The organism is Phenylobacterium sp., from assembly GCF_016124325.1.
GTDB lineage: Bacteria > Pseudomonadota > Alphaproteobacteria > Caulobacterales > Caulobacteraceae > Phenylobacterium.
In genome coordinates this window covers 54,432-69,506 of record NZ_WGNY01000003.1, presented here as the reverse complement: position 1 = coordinate 69,506, position 15,075 = coordinate 54,432, and the positions used below count along the sequence as shown (strand labels likewise).

General features: G+C 71.8%; 11 protein-coding genes. 4 read left to right on the top strand and 7 right to left on the bottom strand.

The genetic code is table 11. The annotated features are described in order from the left end of the window. The first annotated feature begins 87 nt into the window (after positions 1-87). On the top strand, positions 88-270 hold the full coding sequence (locus tag GC203_RS01105; protein WP_293450454.1) for a CsbD family protein: 183 nt from the start codon (positions 88-90) through the stop codon (positions 268-270). 19 nt (positions 271-289) lie between these two features. Here GC203_RS01105 and GC203_RS01100 read toward each other — a convergent pair whose 3' ends face one another. Further along, positions 290-1,588 (bottom strand): MFS transporter, encoded by a 1,299-nt coding sequence (locus GC203_RS01100; RefSeq protein WP_293450452.1) that lies wholly within the window; start codon positions 1,586-1,588, stop codon positions 290-292. Positions 1,589-2,009: 421 nt separating this feature from the next. On the opposite strand from GC203_RS01100, the gene GC203_RS01095 reads away from it, so the two are divergent. Continuing rightward, positions 2,010-2,564, top strand: a complete 555-nt coding sequence (locus GC203_RS01095) for a DUF882 domain-containing protein (protein ID WP_293450450.1) — start codon at positions 2,010-2,012, stop codon at positions 2,562-2,564. Between the two features lie 10 nt (positions 2,565-2,574). Here the strand turns inward: GC203_RS01095 and ggt are convergent, their stop codons facing one another. The 6 genes from ggt to epmA form a co-directional block, all read right to left on the bottom strand. Continuing rightward, positions 2,575-4,344 (bottom strand): gamma-glutamyltransferase, encoded by a 1,770-nt coding sequence (gene ggt, locus GC203_RS01090; protein WP_293450448.1) that lies wholly within the window; start codon positions 4,342-4,344, stop codon positions 2,575-2,577. Between the two features lie 109 nt (positions 4,345-4,453). Continuing rightward, positions 4,454-4,744: a hypothetical protein gene (locus tag GC203_RS01085; protein WP_293450446.1), complete on the bottom strand. Its 291-nt coding sequence runs from the start codon at positions 4,742-4,744 to the stop codon at positions 4,454-4,456. 13 nt (positions 4,745-4,757) lie between these two features. Then, on the bottom strand, positions 4,758-6,275 hold the full coding sequence (locus GC203_RS01080; protein WP_293450444.1) for a L,D-transpeptidase family protein: 1,518 nt from the start codon (positions 6,273-6,275) through the stop codon (positions 4,758-4,760). A 217-nt stretch (positions 6,276-6,492) separates the two neighbouring features. Further along, positions 6,493-7,521, bottom strand: a complete 1,029-nt coding sequence (locus tag GC203_RS01075) for a lysine-2,3-aminomutase-like protein (RefSeq protein ID WP_293450442.1) — start codon at positions 7,519-7,521, stop codon at positions 6,493-6,495. A gap of 53 nt (positions 7,522-7,574) precedes the next feature. After that, positions 7,575-9,812, bottom strand: coding sequence for a CHASE domain-containing protein (locus GC203_RS01070; protein WP_293450440.1), 2,238 nt, complete (start codon positions 9,810-9,812; stop codon positions 7,575-7,577). Positions 9,813-9,871: 59 nt separating this feature from the next. Beyond that, a complete protein-coding gene (gene epmA / locus GC203_RS01065; RefSeq protein WP_293450438.1) occupies positions 9,872-10,903 on the bottom strand; it encodes an EF-P lysine aminoacylase EpmA in 1,032 nt (343 codons plus the stop codon). Between the two features lie 114 nt (positions 10,904-11,017). Here epmA and efp point away from each other — a divergent pair, with 114 nt between their 5' ends. Together efp and GC203_RS01055 are read left to right on the top strand one after the other, a co-directional pair. Next, entirely contained in the window at positions 11,018-11,584 is a 567-nt protein-coding gene (gene efp, locus GC203_RS01060; protein ID WP_293450436.1) for an elongation factor P, read from the top strand. Positions 11,585-11,729: 145 nt separating this feature from the next. Then, on the top strand, positions 11,730-15,008 hold the full coding sequence (locus GC203_RS01055) for a S41 family peptidase (RefSeq protein WP_293450434.1): 3,279 nt from the start codon (positions 11,730-11,732) through the stop codon (positions 15,006-15,008). Positions 15,009-15,075 lie beyond the last annotated feature (67 nt).

The following is a 15,075-nucleotide window of genomic DNA, read 5'->3' as shown; positions in this document are numbered from 1 at the left end:
CCGTCATCCGCATTTGGGGGAACTCCCATCGGGCTGCCGCGTAATCCTCTCAACAGCCCTCGCGGGCGCAACGAAAGGATAAGCGGGATGCACAAGGACCAGATCGAAGGAACCGCCAAGGACCTGAAGGGCCAGGTCAAGGAAGCCGCGGGCAAGGCCACCGACAACGAGCGTCTCGAAGCCGAAGGCAAGGCCGACCGCGCGAAGGGCAAGGTCCAGAAGGGCGTGGGCGACCTCAAGGACGCCGCCCGCGACGCCCTGAAGAACTGACGATGGCCGGCGCCGGGGTTCACGCCTCGGCGTCGATCTCGGCGAAGGACTTGCCGCGGGTCTCGCGGGCCAGGAGCGCCGAAACGAAGCTGATCGCCCCGGCGACCCCCACATAGACCGAGATCCAGATCGACGAATGCGTCGCCTGCAGCAGCGCGATGGCGATGATCGGGGCGAGCGAACCCGCGACGATCGAGGTGAGCTGGTAGCTCAGCGACACGGCCGAATAGCGGATGCGGGTGGGGAACATCTCGGCGAGGAACGCCGCCTGCGGGCCGTACATGGCCGCGTGGAAGATCAGGCCACCGATGATCGCCACGGTCACCCAGACCGTTGATCCCGAATCCAGCAGGCGGAAGAAGGCGAAGGCCCACAGGCCCGTGCCCGCCGCGCCGATGGCGTAGACGGGCCGGCGCCCGATCCGGTCCGACAGCATGGCGAACAGCGGGATGGCGGCGAACTGCACGGCCGAGGCGATGAGGATGGCGTTGAGCGCCAGCCGGCGCGGCAGGCCCGCCACCTCGACGACGTAGGTGATCGCGAAGGTGGTGACCACGTAATAGCAGATGTTCTCCGCCACCCTGAGGCCGGCGCCGGTGAGCAGCGCCTTCGGCCGCGTGCGGATCGCCTCGACGACGGGGGCGCTGGCGGCCGCCTCGGCGCGCGCCTCCAGGAACAGCGGGCTCTCGGCCACGGTGGAGCGCACCCACCAGCCGACGCCGATCAGCACCACCGACAGCAGGAACGGGATGCGCCAGCCCCAGGCCAGGAAATCGGCGTCGCTCTGCACGGCCGCCATGATCGCCAGGATCGCCGCCGAGATGAGATTGCCGGCCGCCACGCCGGCCTGGGGCCAGCTCGTCCAGAACCCGCGTCGCGCCGCGTCGCCGTGCTCGGCCACGATCAGCACGGCCCCGCCCCATTCGCCGCCCACGGCGAAGCCCTGGACCAGCCGCAGGAGGATCAGCAGCAGCGGCGCGGCCGCGCCGATCTGGGCGTAGGTGGGCAGGCAGCCGATCAGGACGGTCGCCCCGCCCATCAGCATCAGGCTGAGCATCAGGAGCCGCTTGCGCCCGATCCGGTCGCCGAAATGGCCGAACACCAGCCCGCCCAGCGGCCGGGCGGCGAACCCCAACGCATAGGTCGCGAACGCCAGCAGCGACCCCGTCAGCGGGTCGGCCTGGGGAAAGAACAGCTTGTTGAACACCAGCGCCGCGGCGGTGCCATAGAGGAAGAAGTCGTACCACTCGATGGTGGTGCCGATCATGCTGGCGCCGATCACCTTGCCCAGGCCCCGGCGCTCCGCCGTCTCCGCCATGACGTTCTCCCCGCGCCGGCCTCGTCCCGGGCCCGGTCGGGCGCGACTGTCCGGGCGAAAGGCGCCGAGCGCAAGGCCTGGGCGCCGCTAGAGCCCGTCAGGGTGAAGTGGGAACCGGTTCACCCGCCCGGACGGGCTCTACACTCTTGAAGATCGAGCCTTTTTGTCCCGTTCAAATGGTTCCATTTGAACGGGAAAGGCTCTAGAGCCCGCCAGGGTGAAGTGGCTACCGGTTCACCCGCCCGGACGGGCTCTGCACTCTTGAAGATCGAGCCTTCTCGTCCGGATCGAGTGATCCCACTTGATCCGGGAAGGCTCTAGCCCTGGGGGCGACCGCCTGTCGCAGCCGCAAGACGTAGGGTTGACGTTAACCGTTCGACCCTCAATCTGGCGCCACCCAACGACGGCTCGGAGGCGCCCCTTGCCCAAACCAGTCCGCCGCAGAGATTTGCTCGCTCTCGGGGCCGCCGCCGGCGTCTCCGCCATCGCCGCCCCGGCCTGGGCCAGCCGCCTGGATGTCTGGGAGCCGCGCCGCGCGGTGCTGCACAACCTCCACACGGGCGACGCGTTCAACGAGGTCTACTACGCCAACGGATCCTACATCCCCGACGCCCTGGCCGAGGCGAAGCGGGTGATGCGCGACTGGCGCAACGGCGCCGAGCACTTCATCGATCCCGGCCTCTTCGACGCCCTGCACGCCATCGGCTCGCGGCTGGAGACCCGCCGGCCGTTCCAGATCATCTCCGGCTACCGCTCGCCGGCGACGAACGCGATGCTGCACGCCCGGTCGAAGGGCGTGGCCGAGCACAGCCAGCACACGCTGGGCAAGGCTGTCGACGTCCGCGTCGAGGGCGTCGACCTGGCCCGGCTGCGCGACGCGGCCCTGGCCGTCGGCGCTGGCGGCGTGGGCTTCTACCCGCGCTCCAACTTCGTCCACGTGGACACCGGCCGCGTCCGCCAGTGGCGCGGCGCGTAAGCTTCCAGACCTAGCGCACCGGCTCGGCGGAACCGCCCGGCTGTCGCGAGTCGTGGCCGCCGAACATGGTGGCGCCCGCCAGCGGCGGCCCGCTGACCGACAGCACGCGGCCGGCCTCCTCCCCGCGATCCTGTAGCCGCGGCGCGCCGGTCACGATCCCCTCGGCGATGCCCCAGTGGCCGGAATCCTTCAGCACGTGGCCGCGCGCTTCCAGCAGCCGCCGGGTGTCGGACGACAGCGCATAGGGCTCCACATAGATCACGTCGGGCAGCCATTGGGCGTGGACGCGCGGCGCGTCGATCGCCTCCTGCACGTTCATGCCGTGGTCGATCATGTTGAGGATCGCCTCCAGGGTGATGGTGATGATCCGCGAGCCGCCCGGGCTGCCGATGATCAGGGCCACCTTGCCGTCGCGGGTCACGATCGTCGGGCTCATGGAGCTGAGCGGCGTCTTGCCCGGCGCGATGGCGTTGGCCTCGCCCTGGACCAGTCCGAACATGTTGGGCGCGCCCACCTTGGAGGTGAAGTCGTCCATCTCGTTGTTCATGACGATCCCGGTGCGGCCCGCCACCCGGTGGGCGCCGAACCAGTCATTCAGGGTGTAGGTGACCGACACCGCGTTCCCCTGGGCGTCGAGCACGTCGTACTGGGTGGTGTTGTGGCCTTCGTGCGCCATCGACGGCGGCCCCAGCGTCGAGGACGGCGTGGCGTGGGCCATGTCGATGCCGGCGCGCAGGCGCGCGGCGTAGGCGGGATCCAGCAGCTGCGCGACGGGGTTGGCGACGAAGTCGGGGTCGCCCAGCTTGTTGTTGCGGTCGACGTAGACCCGGCGCAGGGCCTCGACCAGCACGTGGACCTCGTCGGCCGAGTGGAAGCCCATGGCGGCGAGGTCGTAGCCCGACAGGATGTTGAGCGCCTCGCAGATCGCCACCCCGCCCGAGCTGGGCGGCGGGGCCGAGACCACATGATAGCCGCGATAGTCGCATTCGATGGGCTTCAGCTCGCGCACCTTGTAGGCGGCGAAGTCCTGCGGCGTGATGAGGCCCCCTCCGGCGCGGCTGGCCTCGGCGATCTCCGCCCCGATCGGGCCGCGGTACATGGCGTCTGGCCCCTTGGCCGAGATCAGCGCCAGCGTGCGCGCGAGGTCGGCCTGGACCAGCCGGTCGCCCTTGGTCAGGGGGCGGCCCTGCGGCAGGAAGATGCGCGCCATGCCCGGATCGCGGGCCACGCCGTCATGCTCCAGGGCCCAGACGCCCGCGTCGCCCTGCCCCAGGACGAACCCCTCGCGCGCCAGCCGGATCGCCGGCGCCATCAGCGCCTCGCGCGACATGGTCCCGTACTTCGCCCGCGCGGTTTCCAGCCCCAGCACGGTGCCGGGCACGCCGACGGCCTTCCAGCTGTCGGTGGAAAGCCCCGGGATCACCCGCCCCTCGGCGTCCTGGTACATGGTCGCGGTGGCCGCCAGCGGCGCCTTTTCGCGGAAGTCGAGGAAGGTGGTGCGGCCGTCGGCCAGCCGCAGGGTCATGAAGCCGCCGCCGCCGATGTTGCCGGCCTGGGGATAGACCACCGCCAGGGCGTAGCCCACCGCCACCGCCGCATCCACGGCGTTGCCGCCGCGGCGCAGGATGTCGGCGCCGACCTCGGAGGCCAGGTGCTGGGCGGAGACCACCATCCCGTCGTGGCCGGCCACCGGGTCGGGGGCCGCGGCCACGGCGGGCGAAACGCCCATGGCGAACGCCGCGGCCAGGGCGGCGAGACGGGCGCGCCATCCGGCGGACACGGGACTTGGGAGATGGCGCATGTCGGCAGGCGGGCTCCGGTGGTGACTCCGAACGTCCGGCCTAACCGAATATGACAGCCCGCGCGACCCTGGGGCGCAGGGCGCCGGCTCAGTCCTTCCTCTCGGGATCGCTCTGGACCGGCGTGGTCATGCCGGTGGCCGCGGCGTCCTCCTGGATCTGCAGCTCCTCCGGCGTCGGCGGCGTCTTGGGCTGGGCCTTGGGTTGCGGCGCGGCCGCCGGCGCGGCCGCGGCGACCTTCTCGTCCGGCTTCGGCGGGGCTTCCTTCTGCGCGGGAGCCTGGGCGGGAGTCGCCTGATCGAAGTGCAGGCTCCGGCTGACCCCGAGGGCCACCAGCACCGCCGCGCAGGCCGCCGCGATCCACAGCACGGTCCTCAACATTGGAAAAACCCCTTCATGCCTTGCCGCCCTGGCCCAGCACGCCGACGCGCACCAGGAGGTCGTGATCCCAGCCATAGGGATCCGATCGGAACTGCATCTGCCCGTCCACCCCGGCGAAGGCGGTCCAGTAGAGGATGAACACCGGCACGTCCTTCGGCAGGGCCACGCGCACGGTCTTGTCGGTTTGCAGCTGGGCGTCGATCGCCTCGGGCGTCCACGTCGCGTCGCCGGCCAGCAGGGCCTCGGCCAGCGCCCGGGGCTTCTCGAGGCGCACGCACCCATGGCTGGCCTGGCGTTCGAACAGCTCGAACACGCCCTTCGCCGGCGTGTCGTGCAGATAGACCGCGAACGGGTTGTCGAAGTCGAACTTGAAGCGGCCCAGCGCGCTGTGGTCGCCCGACGCCTGCTGCAGGCGGCTCATGCCGCCTTCCAGCGGGATCACCCGATAGCCGTTGCGTTCGAAGTAGCCCGGATGGGCCCGCTCCTTCGGCCACAGCTCGCGTTGGGCGATGCCGACCGGCACGTTCCAGGGCGGGTTGATGACGATGGAGTGGATCGCCGAGGCCAGCATCGGCGTCTCGTCGCCCGGCCGCCCGGACACCGCCTTCATCGACATCACCGGCTTGTCGTCCTGGAACAGGGTGACCACCGCCGCCCCGGAGTTCACCTGCACGCGCGTCGCGGGCATGGTCGGCGGCAGCCAGCGCCAGCGTTCCATGTTGGCGATGATCTGCAGGACGCGCTGGCCCACCGGCTGGTTCAGCTCGCGCAGCGTGCCCGGGCCGACCACGCCGTCGGGCTTCAGGCCATACCGGCGCTGGGCGCGCTGGACGGCGGCCTCAAGCGCCTCGTCGAACTCCTCGCCCTCCACCGCGACGTCGGCGTCCTCCACCGCGAGCCGGGCGCGCAGGGCGACGACGCGCGGGTCGGTGACGCCGAGATCCAGCTTCGGGCCCGAGGCGATGGGCTCCCAGCCCCCGGCGGCGGCGAGGTCGCGATAGTGCGCGAGGCCGGTCTTCAGCCCGTAGTAGCCGGCGTACTGCGGCGGCAGGCCGTCGAGCCAGGCCTGGAGGCGGCCCTCCAGCAGGGCGCGGGCCAGGTCGGGCGCCGGATCGTAGGGCGCCGGCCGCACGGCCCAGAGCGAAGGGAACCGCGCCGGGGCGAGCCGCCCCACATGGATGTCATGGGCATAGCGGGCGAGGCCGTCGGCCAGCGCCGCCATCTGGGCCGGCGTGAGCGCCGCGTCCTCGGTGAGCCCCTTGGGCAGGTAGGCGGCGGGCTGCAGGCCGTGCTGGTCGGCCGCGCGCAGGACGGCCAGGGCCGTCTGCGCCTGCTCGGCGGTGAGCGGCGGGACGGCGGGCGGCGGCAGGGGAAGCGCCGGGGCGTTGGCGGATGGCGGCGTCGCCGACGGCGCGGCCGCCGGCTGCTGGGCCTGCGCCGACACGACGAGAACCAGGGGCGTGATCGCGGCGAGAACCAGGCGTCGCCCCACGCGCGCCCGCAAGCCGAAACTGCCCATACGCTCGCTCAACCTTTCCCCTCGGCCGGCGTTCGCCGCGCCCTTGAAGGCATCTACGTGTTCGACGCCGGGTTAGACGACGCCGGCCGGGCTCATCCCCAGCCGGCCACCGGCGTGTGGCGCGATCACGGCCCGGCCTGTCGCTTTCCAGCCACACGGCGGGCGAACCCCGTCCAAGCTCTACAACGCATCCGGAACGATCCGGATGCACGGGGCGGGCGCGATCGGGTCAGGCCGGCGGATAGACGTGGCGCTCGCCCCACGGGTCCTCGACCGTCCCGTCCGCCACATGGCACGGCCCCACCGGCGCCTTGCCGTGGCCGCCCGGGATGTCGAGCACATAGGTCGGCTGGCAGAGGCCCGAGACGCGGCCGCGCAGGTCCCGCATCAGCGCCTGGCCCTCGCCGAGGGTCGACCGGAAATGGGCCGTGCCGGGCGCCAGGTCGGGGTGGTGCAGGTAGTAGGGCTTGATGCGCAGCTCCACGAACCGCCGCATCAGGGCCTCCAGCGCCGCGGCGTCGTCGTTGACGCCCTTCAGCAGCACCGTCTGGCTGACCATGGGGATTCCGGCGTCCAGGATGCGCGCGCAGGCTTCGGCCGCCGCTGGCGTCAGCTCGTCGGCGTGGTTGGCGTGCAGCGCCACCCAGGTGGTCTTGCCGGGCGCCTTCAGGGCGCGGACCAGCTCGGGCGTCACCCGCCCGGGGTCGACCGCCGGGACGCGGGTGTGGAAGCGCACGATCTTCACGTGCTCGATCCGCGCGAGCCGCGCCATCAGGTCGGCGAGGCGGCGCGGCGAGAGGATGAGGGGATCGCCCCCGGTGACGATCACCTCCCAGATGGCCGAATCGGCCGCGATGTAGGCCATCGCCGCGTCCAGCTCGCGGGCCGATAGCGGGCGCACCCCGTCCGGCCCGACCATCTCGCGGCGGAAGCAGAAGCGGCAGTAGACCGCGCAGGCGTGGTTGGCCTTCAGCAGCACCCGGTCGGGATAGCGGTGGACGACGCCGGCGACCGGGCTGTGGGCGTCGTCGCCGATCGGGTCAGCGCGCTCCTCCGGCGCCTGGACCAGCTCGTCGCCGGTGGGGATGAACTGGCGGCCGATCGGGTCGTCGGCGTCGCCGATCGCCTCGGCCAGGGCCGGCGTGATCGCCACGGCGTAGCGCGCGGCCACGGCCTCCAGCCCGGCGGCGCGCGCGGGCGCGACCAGGCCGGCGTCGGCCAGGTCTTGGATGGTTCGCAGGGTTCGCGCGGCGGGCATGGGGCGCCGCCATAGCGCAAACGCCCGCCAAGATCACGCGACGCGGCGGCCGGTCAGGCCGCCTCGCCGTCCAGCGCCTGGCGGACCTTGCGCGCCAGCTGCTCGACGGTGAAGGGCTTGCCCAGCACCGCGCCGGCGACCTCGCCTTCGCCGTCCTCGTCCATCGCCTCGCGTGCGTAGCCGGTGGTGTAGAGCACCTTCAGGTCCGGCCGCGCCGCGCGCGCCTGGGCCGCGAGCTGGGGGCCGGTCATGCCCGGCATGACGATGTCGGTGAACAGAAGATCCGTCCGCGCGCCGTCGGCGAGCTGGCGCAGGGCCTCGGCGCCGCCGGCCGCCTCGCGCACCGCATAGCCCAGCTCGCGCAGCGCCTCCACGGAGAAGCGCCGCACCTCGGCCTCGTCCTCCACCACCAGCACGGACTCGCCGGCTCGCGCCCGCGGCGCGTCGGCCACCGCGTCCGCGGGTTCGGCGTGGGGCGCTTCGCCGCGCCAGCGCGGGAGCCAGATCGTCACCGTGGTCCCGTGGCCGACGCCGGACTCGATGGTCACGCGCCCGCCCGACTGGCTCACGAAGCCGTAGACCTGGCTGAGGCCCAGGCCGCTGCCCTTGCCGACTTCCTTGGTGGTGAAGAAGGGCTCGAAGGCCCGCTCGGCCACCGCCTCCGGCATGCCGCTCCCGGTGTCGACGATACGGATGCTCACATGGTCGCCGGACATCGGCGCGCCGCCCGCGACGTTCTCGGTCTCGATGACGAGGCGGCCGCCATCGGGCATGGCGTCGCGCGCGTTGACCGCAAGGTTCAGCAGCGCGTTCTCCAGGCCGGCGGCGTCGGCGTGCACGGGCCACAGATCGTCGGCCGGGCGGGTGAGGATCTCGATGCGCTCGCCCAGCGAGCGGCTGAGCAGCTCGGTCATGCCCTCGATCAGCCGATTGACGTCCAGGGGCTCCGGGTTCAGCCGCTGGCGGCGGGCGAAGACCAGCAGCCGGCTGGTGAGCGCCGCGGCGCGGCGGGCGCCTTCCGAGGCGTTGTCGATGTAGCGGGCCACGCGGGCGTCCGTGTCGGTCAGCCGCCGGCGCGCCATGTCGAGGCTGCCCACGATGATCGCCAGCATGTTGTTGAAGTCGTGCGCGATGCCGCCGGTGAGCTGGCCGATCGCCTCCATCTTCTGCATCTGGCGCATCTGGCTCTCGGCCGCCTCGCGGCGGACCATCTCCTCGCGCAGCACGGCGTTGGCGCCGGCCAGCTCCCGCGTGCGGGCCAGCACCCGGTCCTCGAGGCTGGCGTTGAGGTCGGCGAGCGCGTTGCGGGCCTCGGCCGCGCGAAGCCCGGCGCGGGCCTGGGCGAACACGGCCGCCGTGAGGGCCAGGGTGAAGAGGGCGCCGAGGGCGGCGGCCCAGTACGCCAGATCGCGGTTGCTTCGCGCCTCGAACGCCGGCCTCGTGTTGACTTCGATCGTCCAGCGCCGCCCCGCGACCGGGACCTCGCGCACGGTCGAGAGCCGCGGATGATCGCGGGCGGCGGTCCGGTAAAGGAGGTCTCCGGTCCCTGGGCTCCCGTCGCGGATCACGATGTCCACCAGCCGGTCCGGGCGGGCGGGAAAGACGGTCTCCAACAGCGCGTCCGTGCGCAGCGCGCCGTAGACGAACCCCGCCTTGGACGGGTCCTTGTCGCCCACCGGCATGTACATGAGCACGCCGTCCGGCGTGTTGTCGGTGTCCCGGCGCGCCAGCCGTACGACGCCGGAGAGGGCCAGGTCGTTGGCGGTGAGCGCGCGGGTCAGGGCTTCGCGCCGTTTCGGTTCGACCGAGATGTCGTAGCCGATCACCTGGACGTTCGCCGGGCTCCGCGGCCAGAGATAGACGACCGGCGTGTAGGCGTCGCGCCGCCCCTCGGGCCAGACGTGGAAGCCCGCGGCTCCCTGGCGGCGCAGGTCGGCCACCAACGCCTCGCGCCCCGCCTCGCCGCGCACCCGCCGCGCGTAGCCGATCGCCAGGACGCCCGGATAGCGGCTCTTCACCCGCAGATGGTCCACATAGGCGAAGAATTCGTCGGCGGTCACCTCGTCGCTGGCGGCGAAGAGGCCCGCGGCCCCGCGGAGGAGGGCGGCGCTCGAATCCAGCCGCTGCTGGAGGGTGCTTCCGGCCAGGTCGGCTTCAAGCCGCAGGCGTGCGTTGTCCTGCTCCGCGGCGACGACGAGGAGCTGAACCGTCGTGAATGCGGTGGCGCAAGCGCCCACCAGCAGCACCAGCACCGGCACGCTGAAGTGACGGATCCAATTCAGGAGACCCAACCTGGACACCTCGAAAGGTGGCCGTGAAGCCAAGCCTCAAGTCAAGTTGGATAGCGCTGCTATGCGACTGGCGTCCAAAGCACCTGTTCGATTCGCGCGGCGTCCGTGGCCAGCATCACCAGCCGGTCGAAACCGAGCGCCCCGCCGCTGGCCGGCGGCATCTGGGCGAGCGCGGCCAGGAAGTCCTCGTCGAGCGGATAGCGCTCGCCGTAGACCCGCTCCTTCTCGTCCATCTCGATCTCGAACCGGCGGCGTTGTTCGGCGGGGTCGGTCAGCTCCCCGAAGCAGTTGGCCAGCTCCACGCCGCACGCATAGAGCTCGAAGCGCTCGGCCACGCGGCGGTCGACCGACTTGGGCCGCGCCAGCGCCGCCTCGGAGACGGGATATTCGCAGAGAATGGTGGCGCGGCCCTGCCCCAGCCGCGGCTCGACCTTCTCCACCATGACCCGGCTGAAGATGTCGGCCCACACGTCGTCGGCGGCGACGCGCACCCCGGCGGCCCGGGCCTGGGCGGCCAGTTCGTCGCGATCGTCCAGCGCCGCCAGCAGGCCGATGCCGGCGAACGCCTCGAACGCCTCGGCGACGGTGATGCGCTCGAGCTCGCGGAACGGATCGGCCTCGCGCCCATGGAAGCGCAGGACATCGGTCCCGGCCGCCTCGGCCGCGGCCGCCAGCAGCGCGGCGCAATCGCTCATCAGCACCTGGTACGGCGCGCCCGCGCGATACCATTCCAGCATCGTGAATTCGGGGTGGTGCAGCGGACCGCGCTCGCGGTTGCGCCACACCTTGGCGAGGGTGAAGATCCGCTCCTCGCCGGAGGCCAGCAGCTTCTTGCAGGCGAACTCGGGGGAGGTGTGCAGGTACATCGGCCGCGCCTCGCCGGCCGTCGTCAGCGCCTCGGTCCTGAAGGCGTGCAGGTGCGCCTCGTTGCCGGGAGAGACCTGCAGGGCCGCCGTCTCGACCTCGACGAATCCCTGCCGCTCGAACCCGTCCCGCACGGCCCGCGTGATCCGGCTCCGCGCCTTCAGGAACGGCGCCCGATCGGCCCGCCGCCGGGGCGACCACCAGGGGCTTTCAGAAGGCGTGTTCACGGCTTGCGACCGGCTGGGGGGTGGAGATTTCGGCGCACATCGCTATAGGGGCGCCACGAAGATTTCATCAGCGGATAGGTTTAACGGCCGTCCGCCGCATCATCGAGGCCACACTTGAAAGTTTCCGCCAGCTCGCTGCGCAAGGGCGCGGTCGTCGATCTCGAAGGCAAGCTCTACGTCGTGCTCAGCGCCGAGAACATCCATCCGGGCAAGGGCACGCCGGTCACCCAGCTCAACATGCGGCGCATTTCCGACGGGGTGAAGATCTCCGAACGCTACCGCACCACCGAGACGGTCGAACGCGCGATCGTCGACGACCGCGACTACACCTTCCTCTACCAGGACGGCGAAGGGTTCCACTTCATGAACCCCGAGAGCTACGACCAGGTCGTCGCCTCGGAGGACATCATCGGCGACAGCGCGCCCTATCTGACGGACGGCTGCACGGTGAAGCTCTCCACCCACGAGGGCGTGCCGATCGCCATCGAACTGCCCCGCACGGCGGTGTTCGAAGTGGTCGAGACCGAACCGTCGGTGAAGGGCCAGACCGCCTCGTCGTCGTACAAGCCGGCGGTGCTCTCGAACGGCCTGCGGGTCATGATCCCGCCCTACATCTCGACCGGCACCAAGATCGTCGTCCTCACCGAAGACGGCACCTACCAGGAACGCGCCAAGGACTGATCGGCCTCGCGAGGCCGCGTCCTCGGACGGGAATCTCCTGACGCGCGAGTCGCGGGCGGCGCTTCCCAGTGGGCGACGCCGCGGCGCTGGCGTCGTGGCGGAGCCGCCATTACGATTCTCAGGCCAAGTCGTGTGGGGACCGTCCATGCCCAAACGCCGCCTGATCGGCCGCCTGCTGTCCGCCGTCGCGGCCGTTTTCGCCGGATGCGCGGCCGCCCATGCCGAGCCGAGGCCGACCCTGTCGGAGCCCGCGCTCTCGCCGGACGGCGCCGAGATCGCCTTCGTCTCCGGCGGCGACATCTGGACCGTCCCGGCGGGCGGCGGCGCGGCCAGCCTGCTGGTCACCGACGCGGCCACCGAAGGCCGGCCGATCTACTCGCCCGACGGGCGCGAACTGGCGTTCACCTCCACCCGCGCGGGCTCGCCGGACCTCTACGTCCTGACGTTCGCGACCGGGGCCATCCGCCGCCTCACCTGGTCCGACGCCGCCGAGCAGCTCGACGCCTGGTCGCGCGACGGCCGGTGGATCTACTTCTCCTCGCCGGCCAACGACGTCGCCCGCCAGAACGACGTGTTCCGCGTGGCGGCCGCCGGCGGCACGCCCCTGGAGGTCAGCCGCGAACGCTACCTCAACGAGTTCGACGCCGCCCCGTCGCCCGATGGCGCGTCGATCGCCCTGATGGCCAAGGGCCTTTCGAGCGCCCAGTGGTGGCGTAACGGCCATTCCCACATCGACGAGGCCGAGCTCTGGCTGAAGGGCGTCGCCGCCGACGCGCCCTACCGCCGCCTGCTGGGCGCCACCTCCAAGCGCCTGTGGCCCATGTGGGCGCCGGACGGGCGGACCCTCTACTTCATGAGCGACGAGGGCGGGGCCGAGAACCTGTGGAGCCTGTCGCTCGACCCGGGCGCACAGCCCCGGGCGGTGACGCATTTCACCGAGGGCCGCGTGCTCTTCCCCTCCATCGCCTATGACGGCCGCGCCATCGTCTTCGAACGCGGGTTCGAGATCTGGAAAGCGGATCCGGCCACCGGCGCGGCGGCCCGGGTGCCGATCGTGCTGCGCGGCGCGCCCGCCGCCGCCGGCGAACGCCGCCTCGCCGAGACGCGCTTCGCGGGCCTGGCCCTGTCGCCCGACGGCAAGAAGCTGGCCGTGATCGCCCATGGCGAGGTCTTCGCCGCCCCGGCCAAGGACGGCGGGCGGGCGGAGCGCATCACCGAGACCGAGGGCGCGGAGGGCGACCTGGCCTGGTCTCCCGACAGCCGCCGCCTCGCCTTCGTCGCCGAGGAGGGGCTGGCGCGGCGGGTCGTCGAATACGATTTCGCCAGCCAGAAGGCCCGGCCGCTCACCGAGGCCGGCGGGCTGGACGCCGCGCCCGTCTATTCGCCGGACGGCAAGATGCTGGCCTATTTCCACGGTCCCCGGGAGTTGCACGTGCTGACCCTGGGCGACGGCCGGCCCGGCCGCGACCAGGTGGTGTTCACCGGCGCGATCGACCGCAACGACTCGCGGGTCGCCTGGTCGCCCGACTCGAAGTGGCTGGCGTTCGGCGTCACCGACCGCCGCTCGTTCCGCAATGTGTGGGTGGTCCCGGCCGCGGGCGGCGAAGCGCGGCCCGTGAGCTTCCTGGCCAACGGCGCCGCCGCCGACCGCATCGCCTGGTCGCCCGACGGCCAGTATCTGGTGTTCGACAGCGCCCAGCGCAGCGAGGACTCGCGCATGGTGCGGATCGACCTGCTGCCGCACACGCCGAAGTACCGAGAGGACGCCTTCCGCGACCTGTTCCGCGCGCCAGCCGACAATCCGGCGCCCGCCGGCCCGCGCAGCAAGGCTCCGCCGCCCAAGGCCGCCGAGGAGGAGGACGAGCCCCCGCCCGAAGCCCCGCCGCCGGCCCAGGCCGCCGCCCCCGAGCCCCACAAGGTCCCCCAGGTGCGGATCGTCTTCGAGGGCATCCGCGAGCGGGCCAGCTTTATCCCGCTGGGCGGCTCGGTCGACGAGCCGGTGATCAGTCCCGACGGCAAGACGCTGGTCTATCGGGCGACGCTGGGCGGCCAGGAGAACCTCTACCGCTACAGCCTCGACGAACTGGCCAAGGAGCCGGCCGTCCCCGCCCAGGTCACCGGCGGGCGGCGGCCCAAGCAGGACTACGCCTTCAGCCCCGACGGCAAGGAACTCTACTACCTGGACGGCGGCCGCATCAGCGCGACGCCGCTCATGACCCCCAAGCCGCGTCTCATCGCCGTGACCGCCGACATGGTCGTGCGCTTCGACGCCGAGAAGCAGGTGGTGTTCGACGAGGCCTGGTCGACGCTGAACGTGGCCTTCTACGACCCGGCCTTCCACGGCCGGGACTGGGCCGCCCTGCGCAGCCGCTTCGAGCCGTTCGCGCAAGGCGCGCGCACCCCCGACGAACTGCGCCGGGTGATCAATCTGATGATCGGCGAACTCGACGCCTCGCATTCGGGGATCAACCCGCCGCGCGAGGGCTTCGGCGCCGTCCCGGCCGCCCGCGTCGGCGACCTCGGCCTGCGCTTCGACCGCGAGGCCTACGAGGCGGGCCGCGGGCTGGTGGTGCGGGAGGTGGTCGCCCTCGGCCCCGCCGATATCGAAGGCTCGATCCGGCCGGGCGACGTGCTGACCGCCGTCGACGGCAAGCCGCTCGGCGCCGGCGTGAATCTCGACGCCCTGCTGCTGGACAAGGCCGGCGACCGCACCGTGCTGACCATGGCGCGCGGCGGAACCTCGCGCGAGGCGGTGGTGCGGCCCGTGACGCCCGGGGTCGCGGCGGGCCTGCTGTATCGCCAGTGGGTGAACGGCCGGCGCGCCTATGTGGAGAAGGCCAGCGGCGGACGGCTGGGCTACGTCCACATCCGCGACATGAGCTCGACCAGCCTCGACCAGCTCTACATCGACCTCGACGCCCAGAACCAGGGCCGGCAGGGCGTGGTCATCGACGTGCGCAACAACAACGGCGGCTTCGTGAACGGCTATGTCCTCGACGTGTTCGCCCGCCGCAACTTCCTGACCATGACCCCGCGCGACCTCTTCGGCCTGCCCAGCCGGCAGAACCTGGGGCAGCGGGCCCTGGGCCTGCCCACCATTCTCGTCACCAACGAGTCGTCCCTCTCCGACGCCGAGGACTTCACCGAAGGCTACCGGACGCTCGGCCTCGGGAAGGTGGTGGGGACGCCCACGGCGGGCTGGATCATCTACACCGGCGCCCGGACCCTGATCGACGGATCGGTGCTGCGCGTGCCGTTCATCCGCATCCAGGGCGCCGACGGACGCGACATGGAAGGCGCCCCCAGGCCGGTCGACGTGACGGTGGAGCGCGCCCTCGGCGAAACCCTGTCCGGACAGGACCGGCAGCTGGACGTCGCCGTTTCCGAGCTGCTCGCGGGGTTGGGCTCGACGAAAGGTCGATAAGTCGGCTATCCGACGCTTGCATCGCCGTAGCGATCACTCCACCCTCAGATGCAGGGTGCAATCGGCG